Origin of the sequence: Mycobacterium sp. (genome assembly GCF_050701675.1) — a bacterium.
Lineage (GTDB): Bacteria > Actinomycetota > Actinomycetes > Mycobacteriales > Mycobacteriaceae > Mycobacterium.
This window is the reverse complement of sequence record NZ_JBOGDD010000975.1, coordinates 1-15,170: the sequence shown is the minus strand read 5'-3', so window position 1 is coordinate 15,170 and position 15,170 is coordinate 1. Positions and strand designations below refer to the sequence as shown.

The following is a 15,170-nucleotide window of genomic DNA, read 5'->3' as shown; positions in this document are numbered from 1 at the left end:
GGGCCGATCCGCTCGAAGAGGTCCGGAAAGGCGTGCGCGACCACCCGCCGGTCGGCCAGCGCATATCCCGCTCCCGACGGCGCCTGCGTCCAGTCCGCGTTGACCAGGAATTCCCCCGACCCGTCGCGGCTGACGTCGCAACCGTGCATGAAGAGCTGATGACGGCCGGGCACCTCGATGCCGCGCGCCGCGCGAATGTAACCGGGGTGGCTGAACAGCAGTTGCGGCGGAAGCACTCCGCTGGTAATCGACCGGCGCGCCCCGTACAGGTCGGTCAGCACCGCGTCCAGGAATCGGGAGCGCTGCACCAGACCGGATTCCAGGGCGTCCCAATCGGCCGAGGAGATCAGCAGCGGCAGCGCGTCGAGGTGCCATGGGCTGGGGACCTGGGTGCCGTCGCCATTGGTGACCGCGTCACTGCCGGATCCACTCCCCGAGTCGCTGCGATTTCCCCCAGGGCCGGGATGCTCGACCTGGACGAACGTGATTCCGTCGTTGTCGACCAGGCTGCGCACCACCGAACGCAGTCGCTCGAGCCCGAAACGCCCGCGCTCATTGACGCATTCGGCCAGCTCCAGCCAGGCCGGACGTACGTTGCCGGACGGGTCGACGAACTCGTCGTACCCGTCTGCCGTCCCGCCGCGTACGTCGAAGAGCGATTTCTGCGCGCGGGCGGCACGGTACTGCGCCAACAGGTCGTCGGCACTGCGGATGCCGCCGCCCCTGACGGCGGGAATGGGCTCGGGTGAGCCACTGGCGCGAAGAACCATCAGCGCAGAACGGTACGCACCCGGCGCAGATCCACGATGCCCGGTGCGCCCACGTCCGTGGACTGACGGGCCTGCTTCTCCCGAATGTCGGACATGTCGACCTGACCGGGGGTGAATCCGGTTGCCTCGAAGCGCCGTCCTCGCCGCGACTCCGCCTCCACCGCGTTGACGGGTGGGTTGTCGTACGCGCGTCCGCCGGGATGCGAGACGTGATAGGTGCACCCGCCCCGCGACGTGCCGGTAGCGGTATCGACGAGTTCGAACCGGAGTGGACTGTCCACGGTGATGGTCGGGTGCAGCGCGCTCGGTGGCTGCCATGCGCGGTAGCGCACGCCACCGACCTGTACGTCGGAGTTGCTGGTGGCCAACAGCGGGATCGGGTAGCCGTTGGCGGTGACGATGTAGCGGTGCCGGTCGGCTCCGATGAGCCGGACCTGCAGGCGCTCCACCGAGGAGTCGACGTAGCGGGCGGTGCCGCCTGCCGTGGATTCCTCGCCGAGCACGTTCCACGGTTCGATGGCGCCACGAAGTTCGAGCTCGACTCCGTCGAAGACCGCGGTGCCGACCCGCGGGAAGCGGAACTCGGTGAACGGGTCGAGCCAGCTGGTGTCGAACTCGATGCCGTGCGCCCGGAGATCGGCGGCGACGTCGGCGATGTCTTGAATGATGAAGTGCGGCAGCAGGTATCGGCCGTGCAGATTGGCTCCGTGCCGAATCAGCGGCGCGCGCAGCGGCTCATCCCAGAACCATGCCACCAGTGACCGCACCAACAGCGACTGCACCATCGCCATCTGGAAGTGTGGCGGCATCTCGAAGCCGCGCAACTCCAGCAGGCCCAGCCGGCCACGTGCGCTGTCCGGGCTGTAGAGCTTGTCGATGCAGAACTCGGCGCGATGCGTGTTGCCGGTGATGTCGGTCAGCAGGTGGCGCAGCGCACGGTCGGTGACCCATGGCTTCGCCGTGGTGGACCCCTTGCCGGAACCCCTTGTCAATCGGTCGATTTCGGCGAAGGCAATCTCGAGCTCGTACAGCGACTCGGAGCGGCCCTCGTCGACACGCGGCGCCTGCGAGGTGGTGCCGATGAAGCGGCCCGAGAACAGGTACGACAGCGACGGGTGCCGCTGCCAGTAGGTCAACATCGACACCAAAAGGTCGGGCCTGCGCAGCATGGGCGAATCGGCGGGGGTGATACCGCCGAGCGTGATGTGGTTGCCGCCGCCGGTACCGCCGTGAGTGCCGTCGAAGTCGAAGGACTCCGTGGACAACCGGGCGAGCCTGGCTTGCTCGTAAAGGCTTTCGAGCTGTTCGCGCTGCTCGGCGAAGCTGGCCGTTGGCGCGACGTTGACCTCGATGACACCGGGGTCGGGGGTCACCGACATGGCCGTGAGGCGGGGGTCGGGCGGCGGCCCGTAACCCTCCACCACCAAGGGAATACGAGCCGCGCCCGCAGCCGCCTCGAGGCGCGTGACGATGTCCACGAAGTGCTCGAGCTCCTCGGTGGGAGGCAGGAAGACGTAGAGGATGCCATCGCGGACCTCCGCGACCATCGCGGTGATGGGGGCGCCCTCGGCCTCCTCGACCTCGGCTTCGTCGGGTTCGCCGTCACCGGTGAGGGTTCCGCGCTCGGCGAGGGGGTCCGCGCTATGCGACGGAGGCGGCGGCTCCCAGCTAATCGCGTCGAGCGGCAGGCGCAGACCCGCCGGTGAATCCCCCTCCAGCAAGACGATTCGGCCGCGGCGCAGCTGCCAGTCGGCACTGGCCCAACCGCTCTCGTCGTCGCGCCGATGCAAAGGCAGCACATAGGCGGCGGGTTCGGTGACGGACGCCTCGAGCCGGGCCAACAGCCGAACCCGCGCATCGTCGGAGTCGCTCTCCAGGTCATCGTCGACGGAGACGGGGTAGCCGGCGGGCTGACGAACGGCGCCTGCCAGGCGACTGAGCGGGTCCTCGTAGGCGGCCCGCACCTGCGAGGCGGGGAGGCCGAGACCGGCGGCGACCGCGCCGAGCACCCGATGGCCGGCATCGGGCGGCACGGAAACCCGCGGCTCGTCGCTCCAAGGATCGGCCAGCAGGGACCCGTCGGTCCAGAGCGGCTGACCGTCGGTGCGCCAGAAGAGCCCGATCTGCCAGCGCGGCAACAATTCTCCCGGATACCACTTGCCCTGGCTTCGCTGCACCAGGCCTTGGGGCGCCCACAACGCCTTGAGCCGAGCGGCCAGCACCGACGCACGTTCGCGCTTGTGCGGCCCGTCCGCATCGGTGGTCCATTCGGGGTCGACCTGGTTGTCGATCGAGACGAACGTCGGCTCGCCGCCCATCGTCAGTCGGACGTCGCCCGCCTCCAGCCGCGCATCGATGCGCGCACCGAGCGCGCATATCGAATCCCACGCGGCGCCGGTGTACGGCAGCGTGACCCGGGGGTCCTCGTGCACGCGCGTCACCACGTTGGAGAAGTCCAGCGTGGTCTCGCACGGTTCGGTGGCGCCGGTGATGGGCGCCGCGGACGCCGGGTGCGGCGTCGCCGACAGCGGGATGTGTCCCTCCCCCGCGAACAACGCCGAAGTGGGATCCAGACCGATCCACCCCGCACCAGGGATGTACACCTCGGTCCACGCGTGCAGATCGGTGAAGTCGGCAACGGGTCCAGATGGGCCGTCGAGCGCCTTGACGTCGGACGTCAGCTGGACGAGGTATCCCGACACGAAGCGGGCGGCGAGACCCAGTTCGCGCAGCACCGACACCAGCAACCACGCCGAGTCGCGGCACGAACCGATCGCCGTGCGCAACGTGTGGTCCGGCGTCTGCACGCCGGGCTCCATGCGCACGCTGTAGCCGACGTCCGCGTTGATCGCGCCGTTGAGGGCGACCAGGAAGTCGATGGTGCGGGTGCCGGGCCGAACCGTGAAGTTCTTGACCCAGTCCCTGGTGAGATCGCCGGGCCCCGAGCCATCGCCGTCCTCGTCAACCGGCCGTAGATAGGGCTTGAGGTCTTCCAGCAGCGCCTTCGGGTATTCGAAGGGCCATGTCTCGGCGAAGTCCTCGATGAAGAAGTCGAACGGGTTGATGACCTTGAGGTCGGCGATCAGGCCCACCGTGATGGTGAGGTTGCGCGTCCTACTCGGAAACACCAATCGGGCCAGGAAGTTGCCGAAGGCGTCCTGCTGCCAGTTGACGAAGTGATCGGCAGGCTCGACCTGCAGGGAGTAGGCCTCGATCGGGGTGCGTGAGTGTGGCGCCGGACGCAGCCGGACGACGTGTGGAAAGACCTCTACCAGCCGGTCGAACGTGTAACTGGTGCGATGCTCCAGCGCCACCTTGATACCCATAGGGGTTGATCCCACCACACCCTGCGAAGGGGTGCATCGCCGAAGGGGGTGATGTCGGGCCCGGTCACCACCCCGATCGCGGTGAACGGACACGCCGGGGACGGGAAGGGCATAGCCCCCGAAGACGGCAAGCCGAGTTATCTGGCGCTAAATGTGGGCACTGCACATCGACGTGTTGTAAATTCACATCCGTCGTGGGGAAAGTGCAATGACCTCCAGCAAGATTGGTCCTAGTCTGTGAATTTTCAACATAATTGGCGTCTTTGAGCGTGGACGCCAAGACCCGCAGGGATCGCATCGAAGAGCGCGTCCGCGTCGAGCGCGAAGTCGGTTACGCCGAACTCGCCCTCGAGTTCGACGTGTCCGAGATGACGATCCGACGGGACATGGAAGCCCTCGAGACACTGGGGGTGGTCCGGCGCGTGGTCGGCGGCGCCATCGCCCTGAAGGGCAAGGACAACGAACCCTCCTTCGCCACCAGGGTGGCGGTCGCCGCGGACGAGAAGCGGCACATCGCCGACGCGGTCGCCGATCTGATCGGGCCCAGTGAAACCCTGATCCTCGACTCGGGCAGCACCGCACTGGCCGTCGCGCAGTCACTGCGGGGACGCCAGCTCGGTCTGACCGTCCTGACCCCGAGCGTGCTGGTCGCGTTGGAGTTGATCGACGAGGCGGACACCACCGTCGTGCTCACCGGCGGTGAGTTGCGCCCGGGCGAGCTGAGCCTGATCGGTCCTGCCGCCGAGGACACCCTTGCCAACTACAACTGCGACACGTTCGTCATGGGCGTCGCGGGGATCGACGGCAATCGCGGAATCTCGGACTACCACCAGGCCGACAGCAGGGTGAAGCGCGCGGCGAGCAAGCGCGCCGACCGGGTGATCGTGGCGGCAGACCAGAGCAAGCTCGGGCGCGTCACGTTCACGAGCATCGCCGCGCTCTCGGAGATCCACGTCATCATCACCGACGGCGCACCCGAGCACCCGACCCTGGTCGCCGCGCGCCACGCCGGAGTCGACGTGATCTGTGTCGCCGGTCGCGCGGAGACCGGCGTCCGGGTCGACGGGGCGCAGTCACTGTGAGCGCCCACACCATCGGGGTCGACATCGGCACGACGGGCACCAAGACCGTGCTGTTCGACACCGCAAGCGGCATCGTCGCCCAGGCGTCGCGCGAAACCACGCTGCACTCGCCTGCGCCGGGCTTCGCCGAGGCCGACACCGGTCAGTGGCACGCGAACGTCATCGACTCCATCAGGGAGGTGTTGAGCACCAGCGGGATACCCGGCGATGCCGTGCAGGCAGTTGCGGTCTCGGGCATGGTTCCCGCCGTCGTGCCCCTGGACCAGCACCGAAATCCGCTGCGCCACGCCATTCTCCAGAACGACGCCAGAGCGCACCTCGAGGTCTCGGAACTGGCGCTGGCACTGGACGGCGTCGACCTCGTCACGATGACCGGTTCGGCCTTGACTCAGCAGTCGGTCGCACCGACCATCTCGTGGTTGCGTCGCCACGAGCCGGACGTATACGGCCGGACCGCACACTACGTCGGCTCCTATGACTGGGTGCTGGCCGCGCTCGGCAGCGACGTTCACGTGGAGCAGAACTGGGCGCTGGAGTCGGGCTTGTTCACCATCGACGGCGACATCGCCGACGTCGTCATCGCCGCAGCGGGCCTGGATTCGAGCACGCTTCCGCCGGTCTATCGACCCGGCACCAAGGTCGGTGAACTGAGCACGGCGGCCAGCGACGCGACCGGACTCAACGCGGGCACCGCGCTCATCGTCGGCGGCGCCGATCACGTGCTCTCGGCCTTCGCCGCGGGGGTGAACGCACCAGGCGACGCCCTGGTGAAACTCGGTGGCGCAGGCGACATCCTGGTCGCCAGTGACACCAGAGTGGTCGACGAGCGGCTCTATCTCGACGCTCATCCGGTCCCCGGCTACTGGTTGCCCAACGGATGCATGGCCACCAGCGGCAGCCTGATTCGCTGGTTCCAGGCGCTGGTCGGCGGACAGGACATCGCCGAACTCGGCGCACTCGACGACGAGGCGGCCCGGGCCGCGCCCGCAGAGCTGCTATGCCTGCCCTACTTCCTCGGCGAGAAGAGCCCCATCCACGATCCCGATCTCCGAGGTGTATTCGCCGGGCTGCACCTGGGCCACACCCGCGCCGACCTGTACCGGTCGGTGCTGGAGGCCATCGCCTTCGGATTCCGGCACCACCTCGACGTCTTCACCGACATCGGGATCCGGCCGAATCGCGTCATGATCACCAACGGCGGATCGAAGTCGACTCTCTGGAAGCAGATCCACGCCGACGTCCTCGGTATCGAGATGCGGCCCGTCCGCGGCCATCCCGGAGCCTCGCTCGGTGCCGCAGTGATCGCCGCGATCGGGGTGGGCGCGCTCGACGACTGGTCCGACGCCGCCCGATTCGTCGCGCTCGATCCGCCGGTCGTCCCCGATCCGACACGGCAGGCGGTGTACGCCGACGGCTATCGGAACTGGCGCGACCTTGGCGCGGCGGTGGCGCCGATATCCCATGCCATGGCAAGACGTGATCGATAAGTGACCGACAAGTGAAAGGAACAGTGCCGCAGTGAAATTCAAGCAGTTGATCCAAAAAACGCAAGAAACGACACCACGGCGGAGGCGGCCGTTCTTCGCGTCTCCGGTGCTGGCATTGCTGGCCGTGCTGGCACTGTTGATCAGCGCCTGCGCAGGTAGCGGCGGTCCCGCGCAGACCGAGGCTACCGGTACCGGCGAGGTCCCCAAGGACGTGTCGGGAACGGTCCGGATTCTGATGGAGAATGTTCCCGACACCGACATCGTCAAGTCCATGGTGCCCGAGTTCAACAAGGACTATCCGAACGTCAAGGTCGACATCGAGACGCTGACATACGACCAGATGCGCGACAAGCTGGTGTCGTCCTTCCAGTCACCGTCGGCGACCTATGACCTGATCATCGTCGACAACCCGTGGATGGTGGACTTCGCGAACGCAAAGTTCCTGCAGCCGTTGGACTCCCGCATCGACAGCACCCCCGATTATGACGCAGCGGACTTCTTCAAACCCCTCACCGACATCACCACGGTCGACGGCAAGCGGTACGGGGTGCCGTTCTACAACTACGCGCTCGGATACCTCTACAACACCGACGATCTGGCCCAGGCCAAGCTGGCGGTGCCCACGAACCTCGACCAGTTGGTCAGCACGTCGAAGGCATTGAAGGTCGGCGACCGTGCGGGGATGGCGATGCAGCCTCAGCGCGGGTACAAGATCTTCGAGGAGTGGGGCAATTGGCTGTTCGCGGCGGGCGGCTCCATCTACGACGCGAACGGCAAGCCCACGCTGAACACCCCACAGGCCAAGCAGGCCCTCAACGCCTACATCGACACGTACAAGACCGCCGCCCCGGCGAACAGCCTGAACTGGGCGTTCGATGAGGCGTTCCGCTCCGTCTCCAGCGGGCAGGCGGCGTCGATGATCAGCTACAACTGGAATCTGCCCGCCCTCAACGCACCGGGGTCAGGGCCGTCGGCAGGCAAGTACAAGCTGGCGCCCATCCCGGGCGGCAAGCAGGTGCTTGGCTCGTGGAGCTGGTCGATCCCGGCAAATTCCGGCGCCCCGGACGCGGCGTGGGCGTTCGCGTCGTGGCTGACCTCCAAGGCGCACGACGTGCAGCGCACCGAGAAGGGTGGCGCCGCGATCCGGCAGAGCACGCTGAGGGATCCGGCGGTCCTGGGCGGTCCGCTCGGCGCCGACTACTACAAGACGGTCGAGCAGATGCTCGGCAACGCCGCACCACTGAGCCAGGGAGCCAGCGGCGAGGAGATGATCCAAGCTGTCGGAACCGAACTCAACGAGGCGGTGGCGGGCACCAAGAGCGTCGACGATGCGCTGGCGGCGGCACAGGCCGCCGCCGAGAAGATCCAAGGCTAGTTCTCCCTCCCCCCTGTAAAGAGGACTAGCCCTCATGGAACCGACCACCCCACGAAAGGAGCGATGACCACCGTGAATTTCAAGCACGGCATGGTCACCCCCCTCGTCGCTCTGTTCGTCGGGGTGGTCGGTTTCCCTCTCGGCTATGCGTTCTACCTGAGCATCACCGACTACAAGTTGACCAGCCACGGCACCCCTCGTCTGGTCGGTGCCGACAACTACGTCGCCACGTTGGGCGACGCCGCCTTCTGGCAAGCGTTCGGCACCACCGCCACGTACGTGGGCGTCGCGGTGGTGTTGGAACTGCTGATCGGCCTGGCGCTCGCGCTTGCCCTCCAGAAGCAGCGCTGGGCAAGCGATCTCACACGTTCCATGCTCCTGGCGCCGATGTTCATCACGCCGATCGCGGTCGGCCTGATCTTCCGCTTCCTGCTCAACGACCAGATCGGCGCGATCCCCCGTCTGTTGCAAGCCGTCGGCGTCGACTACGACTTCTTCGGCCCCGACCGGGCCCTGTTCACGCTGGCGTTCATCGACGTGTGGCAGTGGACACCGTTCATGGTGCTCCTGTTGCTCGCCGGGCTGGAGTCCATCCCCAAGGAACCGCTCGAGGCCGCCAGGGTCGACGGTGCCGGTGGTTGGTACGTATTCCGCCGGGTGACGCTACCGTTGCTGGCACCGGTGCTGGTGGTCGCGATCCTCTTGCGCGCGCTCGATGCCATGAAGGTCTTCGAGTACGTCTTCGCCACCACCAGGGGTGGTCCGGGAACCGAGACGCAGACTCTGCAGTACTTCGTGGACCAGACCGGCATTCAGTTCTTCCGACTCGGATCGGCGTCCTCGATGGCGTTCGTCGTGCTGCTCGTGGTGCTGACGATCATCGTGGTGACGTTCCGCCGGATGGAGAAGGCCAAGCAGTCATGAAGAACTCGCTGGTGCTGACCGTCTGCCGAGTAGCCCTCCTCTGGGCGGCGGCTGTCTCGGTGCTGTTCCCCGTCGCGTGGATCGCGTTGGCGAGCTTGAAGAACCCCGAACAGCTCAGCGATCCGTTCCTGCTGTGGTTCGCACCGACGTTGGACGCCTGGCGCGGCGTCCTGGCGTCGGGAATCCTCGGCGCGGCGGGCCGCAGTGCGGTCGTGGCGCTCACCACCGTGGTGATCAGCGTGGTGATCGGCAGCATGGGCGCCTACGCCATCGCCCGCTACCGTGCCGGCGGCACTGCCACCCGATTCGGAATGCTTGCCGCCCAGGTGCTTCCGCCGGCCGTCCTGGTGTTCCCGTTCCTCACGATGGCGTATGCCCTGCGGCTCAACGACACCCTCATCCCGGTGATCTTCGCTCATCTGAGTTTCGTTCTGCCGGTGGTGACCTGGTTCCTCATCGGCTTCTTCGAGGCCGTCCCCCGTTCCCTCGAAGAACAGGCTCAGGTCGACGGTTTCACCCGGTTCCAGGCCTTCCGGCTGGTCGTGCTCCCGCAGGTGTTGCCCGGCATGGGCGCGGCGGCCATCTTCGGGTTCACCCTGTCCTGGAACGACCTCTTCTACGGTCTGATCCTGGCGCCCGGCAAGGCTGCCATCCTCCCGGTGGCCATCGCAGGGTTCAACACGTTCCGTGGCGTACAGATCGGCTCGATGAGTGCCGCCATCCTGATCGCCGTCGTCCCCGTCGTCATCGCGAGCTTCTTCATTCAGCGCAAGCTGGTGCAGGGCATCAGCGGTGGCGCGGTGAAGTTCTGACAAGGTTGGTGGCTGGCTCTTCATGGCAATCGTCCGATTCTCCGGTGTGAACAAGGCCTACGGGTCCATACCCGTCGTCACCGACCTGAACCTCGAGCTGCCCGACGGGTCGTTCACCGTTCTCGTCGGTCCGTCCGGCTGCGGTAAGTCGACGTCGTTGCGGATGCTCGCTGGCCTCGAGACCGTCACCTCGGGCGCCATCACCATCGGCGACCGCGACGTCACCCATCTGCAGCCGCGGGACCGCGACGTCGCCATGGTGTTCCAGAACTACGCGCTCTACCCGCATCTCACCGTGCGGGAGAACATCGCGTTTCCGCTGCGGGCCGCCAAGGCGCCACGATCCGATGCTCTCAAGCGCGCGGACGAGGTGGCCGAATCCCTTGGCCTGAGCAAGCTCTTGGGCCGCAAGCCCAAGGATCTCAGTGGCGGACAACAGCAGCGGGTCGCCATCGGCAGGGCGATCATCCGGAAGCCGTCGGTGTTCCTCTTCGACGAACCGCTGAGCAATCTCGACGCGAAGCTGCGCGTCGAGACCCGCACCGAGCTGCTGCAGATTCAGCGCAGGCTCGGCATCACCTGTCTGTACGTGACTCACGACCAGGAAGAGGCGATGACGCTGTCGGACCGCATGGTGGTGATGCGCGACGGGCGCGCCGCGCAGGTCGGCACCCCGCTCGAGGTGTACAACGCACCGGTCGACACCTTCGTCGCGGCCTTCGTCGGCAGTCCGAAGATGAATCTGGTCACCGGGGAGTTGTCCGGTGAGACCCTCACCCTGCCAAGCGGATTCACCCTTGCCGTCCCTCGGGTGAGTGCCCGCGGCGGCGTCACGCTCGGCATCCGCCCCGACGATCTGGTGCCCGCCGCCGTCGAGGACGCCGCGGCGGCCCGGGTGAAGCTCGTCGAGCTGCTGGGGCCAAGGGCGATCGTCACCATCGATGCCCGCGGGACGGAACTGACCAGCGTCGTCGAGGCAGCGCGGCTGTCCGGCATCACCGAAGGCGCGACCGTTGCGCTTTCTGCGCGGGCTGGCGCAGTCCACGTATTCGACCCACTGGGCCAACGCGTCGTTGGGCCCGACCAGGAAAACCAAGAGGATGGGAACGAGCTTCACACATGATCAAGACAGTGGTAGTTACCGGCGCGGGCTCCGGCATCGGACGGGCCATCGCGACGACCCTGGCCGAGCGGGGCTGGCGGGTCATCGTGACCGACGTCGACGGTGAGGCCGCGCGTGCCGTCGCCGAGGCGCTGCCGTCGGATGCCGAACGGGGACACGAATTCGCGGAGCTCAACGTCAGCTCGCCGTCGGACGCGGCAACCGTCGCCTTCGACGTCACCGACCGACTGGGCCTCGACGCGTGGGTGAGCAACGCGGGTATCTCATTCATGCACTCCTTCCTCGACGCACCGATCGAGCGCTACGACCAGACCATGGACGTCAACCTCAAGGGCGTCTTCGTGTGCGGGCAGGCCGCGGCGCGCGCCATGGTGCGCAGCGGCACGGCGGGCGCAATCGTCAACACCGCCTCGATGGCGGGCAAGCAGGGCCGGGTGCCGTTCCTCTCGGACTACGTCGCATCCAAGTTCGGCGTGGTCGGCCTCACCCAGGCGATGGCCTACGAACTCGGCGAGCACGGCATCACCGTCAACTGCGTCTGTCCCGGCTACGTTGAAACCCCCATGCAGTCAAGGGAACTCGTGTGGGAAGCCGAGCTGCGCGGCACCACCACCGACGGCGTGCGCGCGATGATGATCGACGACACCCCGCTGCGACGACTCGAACGACCCGAGGACGTCGCGCGTTCGGTCGCGTTCCTGCTGTCGGAGGACGCCCGCTTCATCACCGGCGAGGCACTGGCCGTCAATGGCGGCGCATACATGGATTAGTCCGCGTGAACGCCCCTGCGAGACAACATCACCGAGAAAGGCAACATCGTGACCACCACCTGGCTGGACGAGGTCTTCAACGTAAGAAAGCCCGTCATCGCCATGCTTCACCTCGCCGCGCTCCCGGGTGATCCCGGATACGACAGCGCAGGCGGCATCTCCGCGGTCGTCCAGCGGGCGCGCGAGGAACTCGACGAACTTCAGTCGGGGGGCGTGGACGGCGTGATGATCTCCAACGAGTTCAGCTTGCCGTATCTGACGAAGACCGAACCGATCACCGCCATCGCGATGGCCAGGATCATCGGCGAGCTCCTCCCCCATCTCGAGATTCCGTACGGGGTGAACGTGCTCTGGGACGGTCGGGCCTCGATCGACCTCGCGGTCGCCACCGGTGCGCAGTTCGTCAGGGAGATCTTCACCGGGGTGTACGCCAGCGACTTCGGGTTGTGGAACACCAACGTCGGCGAGGTGGCACGTCACCGTGCCCGCGTCGGCGGTGCCGGCGTGAAGCTGTTCTTCAACATCGTGCCGGAGTCGGCGACGTACCTGGCCGCCCGCGATCTCGAATCCATCACGCGCACGACGGTCTTCGCCACACTGCCCGATGCCATCTGCGTCTCGGGAGCGACCGCCGGATCGCCGACCGATGCGGAGGCCCTGCGGGTGGTCAAGGCGGCCGCGGGCCACGTTCCGGTGTTCGTCAACACCGGGGTGCGAGCTGAGAACGTCGCCGATCAGCTCGACATCGCCGACGGCGCGATCGTGGGCACCTACTTCAAGGAGGGTGGCGTGTTCGAGAATCGGGCCACGCGTTCGCGCGTCGAGGAGCTCATGGGGCAGGCGAAGAAGTTCCGGGAGCAGCTCGCCTGACCAGCCTCACCGCCAGTTCGTCGGGCGGCACCTCGTGGCCCTCGGCGCACCGGATTTCGACGGTCGCTTCGGCGCCGCAGTCGAGATGTGACAGCCGCAGCCGTGTGTCGTCGAGGTGCCTTCGGCCCCACTCGAACATCGCCCACACCACCGGCATGAAGTCCGTTCCGGCGTCGGCGAGCACGTATTCGTCGCGGCTGCGCTTCCCGGGTTCCCGATAGGGCTGCTTGGTGAGCAGGCCCGCTTCGACCAGTTCGGACAGCCTGGCCGACGTGGCGGCCTTGGTGATGCCGACGCGGCGGGCGAAGTCGTCGAATCGCGTCGTGCCGTAGTACGCCTCGCGCATGATGAGCATCGCCGACTTGGTGCCCACCAAGGCCATCGTCTTCTCGATCGGGCAGTGCCCCACGGCGGACCAGCTGTCGCGGTCGGCGAGTGGCCCTTGCAGGACTGTCACGTACATCACTCCATGGCTGGGTTGTTGTTACTAGACCTAGGTGTTACATCTAAGTATAGAGAGCAGTACTCAGCGACGAGTTCAGGAGGACAAAATGGCTGTCTTGAAGGCCGGGTATTCGGATCGCGACGCCGTCATCGTCGGTGCAGTGCGCACCCCCGTCGGCAAGGGCAAGGCGAACGGAGCGCTGCACGACGTGCTGCCTGCCGATCTTCTGGCCCACAGCCTGCGTGAGATCGTCGAACGCACCGGCATCGATCCAGGCCAGGTCGACGACGTGATCGCAGGCGCGGTCACCCAGGTCGGCGATCAGTCGGTGAACATTGCGCGCAACGCGCTGCTGGGCGCCGGCTTCCCCGAGAGCGTGCCAGGCACCACGGTCGACCGGCAGTGCGGAAGTAGCCAGCAGGCAATCAGTTTCGCGGCCCAGGGCGTCATCGCCGGGTCCTATGACATCGTGATCGCCTCGGGTGTCGAATCGATGTCGCGCGTGCCCATGGGCAGTTCGGTGCTGCCCGGCAGCGACCCGTTCGGCAAGGCGTTCGCCGAGCGCTATTCCGAGGGCCTGGTACCGCAGGGCATCAGCGCCGAGCTGATCGCCGCGAAGTGGGGTCTGTCGCGCGCCGAGCTCGACGAGCTCTCCGCGAACAGCCACGAGAAGGCGGCGCGCGCGACCAAGGACGGGCTGTTCGACAACGAACTGGCTCCGATCGCCGGACTGTCGACCGACGAGATCATCCGCCCCGGCACCACCGTCGACACGCTGGCCGGCCTGCGGCCCGCGTTCTTCAACGAGGCCTACTCCGCACGCTTCCCCCAGATCAATTGGGAGATCACGCCGGGAAACTCGTCGCCACTGTCCGACGGCAGCGCCGCGGTGATGATCACCAGCGGCGCGGCGGCCCGCAAGCTCGGGTTACGGCCGCTGGCCCGCATCCACACCATGACCGTGGTGGGCTCCGATCCGCTGTACATGCTGACCGGCGTCATCCCTGCGACGGAGAAGGTGCTGGCCCGGGCCGGTCTGACCCTGGCCGACATCGACCTGTTCGAGGTCAACGAGGCGTTCGCTCCCGTCGTGCTCGCGTGGGCCCGGGATACCGGCGCCGACCTGGCCAAGACCAACGTCAATGGCGGGGCCATCGCGATCGGGCATCCGTTGGGCGCCAGCGGTGCCCGCATCATGACCACGTTGGTCAACGCGCTCGAGCAGCGTGACGGCCGGTATGCATTGCAGACGATGTGTGAGGGCGGCGGCATGGCCAACGCCACCATCATCGAGCGGCTCGCCTGACCCACCACGAGCGACTTCGGCGCGCGGGGTTGCGTTGACCGCAACTCCGCGCGCCGAACCCGCGGTTGGGCGCGGGTTTACCGCATATCCTGAAGAACCTTGGAGCGTCGGGAGCCGGGGATTGGCGGGGGGTCGGGTGACGGCCATAGCAGCATGCCGGACGTGCGGCACCGAGCCTCTGGACAATGCCCGGTTCTGTCATGGCTGCGGCTCACCAATCCATGAAGCCGGTATCCGGGCGGAGTACAAGCAGGTCACGGTGATGTTCGCCGATGTGGTGCATTCGATGGACATCGCCTCGGCCGTCGGTGCGGAGCGGCTTCGCGAGATCATGGCCGGCCTCGCCGACCGCTGTGCCGCAGTCGTACAGCGCTACGGCGGCACGGTGGACAAGTTCACCGGCGACGGCATCATGGCCGTATTTGGCGCGCCAACGGCGTTGGAGGACCACGCCGTCCGCGCTTGTCTTGCGGCCCTGGACGTTCAGGAGGAGGCGAAGCGGCTTGCCGTCGAAACCCTAGAACGCGACGGGGTGGACCTGCAGCTGCGCGTCGGACTCAACTCCGGTCAAGTGATAGCCGGTGAAATCGGTTCAGGGCCTTTCGGTTACACCGCGATCGGAAACCAGGTCGGCATGGCGCAGCGGATGGAATCGGTGGCACCATCGGGCGGGGTGATGCTTACCACGTCGACAGCGCGACTCATCGAGGGCGCAGCGAGTCTGGGCGCAGTTGAGCTGGTTCAGATCAAGGGTTCCGACGTACCGGTGCCCGCCCGTCTGCTCCTGGGGGTCTCTGAGCGGGATCACCGTGCCCCAGCTGCTGAGTCGGCACTGGTGGGTCGGCGGCGGGAGATGGCCGTCGTGGAGGCCCTACTGCGA

13 protein-coding genes are annotated in these 15,170 nt (G+C 66.8%); 10 read left to right on the top strand and 3 right to left on the bottom strand.

Features of this window, described 5'->3' with window-relative positions:
* Both ACRDUX_RS29495 and ACRDUX_RS29490 read right to left on the bottom strand, forming a co-directional pair.
* Window positions 1-770, bottom strand: a 770-nt coding sequence (locus tag ACRDUX_RS29495; protein ID WP_526419144.1) for a circularly permuted type 2 ATP-grasp protein, incomplete at its 3' end; no start/stop codon positions are given.
* Window positions 770-4,096: a transglutaminase family protein gene (locus ACRDUX_RS29490; protein ID WP_526419142.1), complete on the bottom strand. Its 3,327-nt coding sequence runs from the start codon at window positions 4,094-4,096 to the stop codon at window positions 770-772. The genes ACRDUX_RS29490 and ACRDUX_RS29495, both read right to left, overlap by 1 nt.
* Before the next feature lie 263 nt (window positions 4,097-4,359).
* Between ACRDUX_RS29490 and ACRDUX_RS29485 the strand changes: the two genes are divergently transcribed.
* From ACRDUX_RS29485 to ACRDUX_RS29450, 8 genes are all read left to right on the top strand, one after another.
* Complete coding sequence (locus ACRDUX_RS29485) at window positions 4,360-5,178, top strand: DeoR/GlpR family DNA-binding transcription regulator (RefSeq protein ID WP_526419140.1); 819 nt, start codon at window positions 4,360-4,362, stop codon at window positions 5,176-5,178.
* Window positions 5,175-6,665, top strand: a complete 1,491-nt coding sequence (locus ACRDUX_RS29480; RefSeq protein ID WP_526419138.1) for an FGGY-family carbohydrate kinase — start codon at window positions 5,175-5,177, stop codon at window positions 6,663-6,665. The genes ACRDUX_RS29485 and ACRDUX_RS29480 overlap by 4 nt, the downstream gene beginning before the upstream one ends.
* Window positions 6,666-6,780: 115 nt before the next feature.
* On the top strand, window positions 6,781-8,040 hold the full coding sequence (locus tag ACRDUX_RS29475; RefSeq protein ID WP_526419148.1) for an ABC transporter substrate-binding protein: 1,260 nt from the start codon (window positions 6,781-6,783) through the stop codon (window positions 8,038-8,040).
* Window positions 8,041-8,112: 72 nt separating this feature from the next.
* A complete protein-coding gene (locus ACRDUX_RS29470) occupies window positions 8,113-8,964 on the top strand; it encodes a carbohydrate ABC transporter permease (protein ID WP_526419146.1) in 852 nt (283 codons plus the stop codon).
* Window positions 8,961-9,776 (top strand): carbohydrate ABC transporter permease, encoded by an 816-nt coding sequence (locus ACRDUX_RS29465; protein WP_526419136.1) that lies wholly within the window; start codon window positions 8,961-8,963, stop codon window positions 9,774-9,776. The genes ACRDUX_RS29470 and ACRDUX_RS29465 overlap by 4 nt, the downstream gene beginning before the upstream one ends.
* A gap of 22 nt (window positions 9,777-9,798) precedes the next feature.
* A complete protein-coding gene (locus tag ACRDUX_RS29460) occupies window positions 9,799-10,899 on the top strand; it encodes an ABC transporter ATP-binding protein (protein ID WP_526419134.1) in 1,101 nt (366 codons plus the stop codon).
* Window positions 10,896-11,669, top strand: coding sequence for an SDR family NAD(P)-dependent oxidoreductase (locus ACRDUX_RS29455; RefSeq protein WP_526419132.1), 774 nt, complete (start codon window positions 10,896-10,898; stop codon window positions 11,667-11,669). The genes ACRDUX_RS29460 and ACRDUX_RS29455 overlap by 4 nt, the downstream gene beginning before the upstream one ends.
* Window positions 11,670-11,717: 48 nt before the next feature.
* Entirely contained in the window at window positions 11,718-12,539 is an 822-nt protein-coding gene (locus tag ACRDUX_RS29450; protein WP_526419130.1) for a BtpA/SgcQ family protein, read from the top strand.
* Here ACRDUX_RS29450 and ACRDUX_RS29445 read toward each other — a convergent pair.
* On the bottom strand, window positions 12,499-12,996 hold the full coding sequence (locus ACRDUX_RS29445; protein ID WP_526419128.1) for a winged helix-turn-helix transcriptional regulator: 498 nt from the start codon (window positions 12,994-12,996) through the stop codon (window positions 12,499-12,501). The two genes, ACRDUX_RS29450 and ACRDUX_RS29445, sit on opposite strands and share 41 nt — an antisense overlap.
* A 94-nt stretch (window positions 12,997-13,090) precedes the next feature.
* Here ACRDUX_RS29445 and ACRDUX_RS29440 point away from each other — a divergent pair, with 94 nt between their 5' ends.
* Together ACRDUX_RS29440 and ACRDUX_RS29435 are read left to right on the top strand one after the other, a co-directional pair.
* Window positions 13,091-14,290 carry a thiolase family protein gene (locus ACRDUX_RS29440; protein ID WP_526419126.1) on the top strand — a complete coding sequence of 400 codons (1,200 nt, stop codon included), beginning with the start codon at window positions 13,091-13,093 and terminating at the stop codon, window positions 14,288-14,290.
* A gap of 136 nt (window positions 14,291-14,426) precedes the next feature.
* The coding region (locus ACRDUX_RS29435) for an adenylate/guanylate cyclase domain-containing protein (RefSeq protein ID WP_526419124.1) at window positions 14,427-15,170 on the top strand (744 nt) is incomplete at its 3' end.

Excerpts from the sequence above, each read along its gene's own strand:
- ACRDUX_RS29440 (WP_526419126.1), top strand. The coding sequence starts at position 13,091 with ATGGCTGTCTTGAAGGCCGGGTATTCGGATCGCGACGCCGTCATCGTC.
- ACRDUX_RS29455 (WP_526419132.1), top strand. The coding sequence starts at position 10,896 with ATGATCAAGACAGTGGTAGTTACCGGCGCGGGCTCCGGCATCGGACGG.
- ACRDUX_RS29465 (WP_526419136.1), top strand. The coding sequence starts at position 8,961 with ATGAAGAACTCGCTGGTGCTGACCGTCTGCCGAGTAGCCCTCCTCTGG.
- ACRDUX_RS29460 (WP_526419134.1), top strand. The coding sequence starts at position 9,799 with ATGGCAATCGTCCGATTCTCCGGTGTGAACAAGGCCTACGGGTCCATA.
- ACRDUX_RS29490 (WP_526419142.1), bottom strand. The coding sequence starts at position 4,096 with ATGGGTATCAAGGTGGCGCTGGAGCATCGCACCAGTTACACGTTCGAC.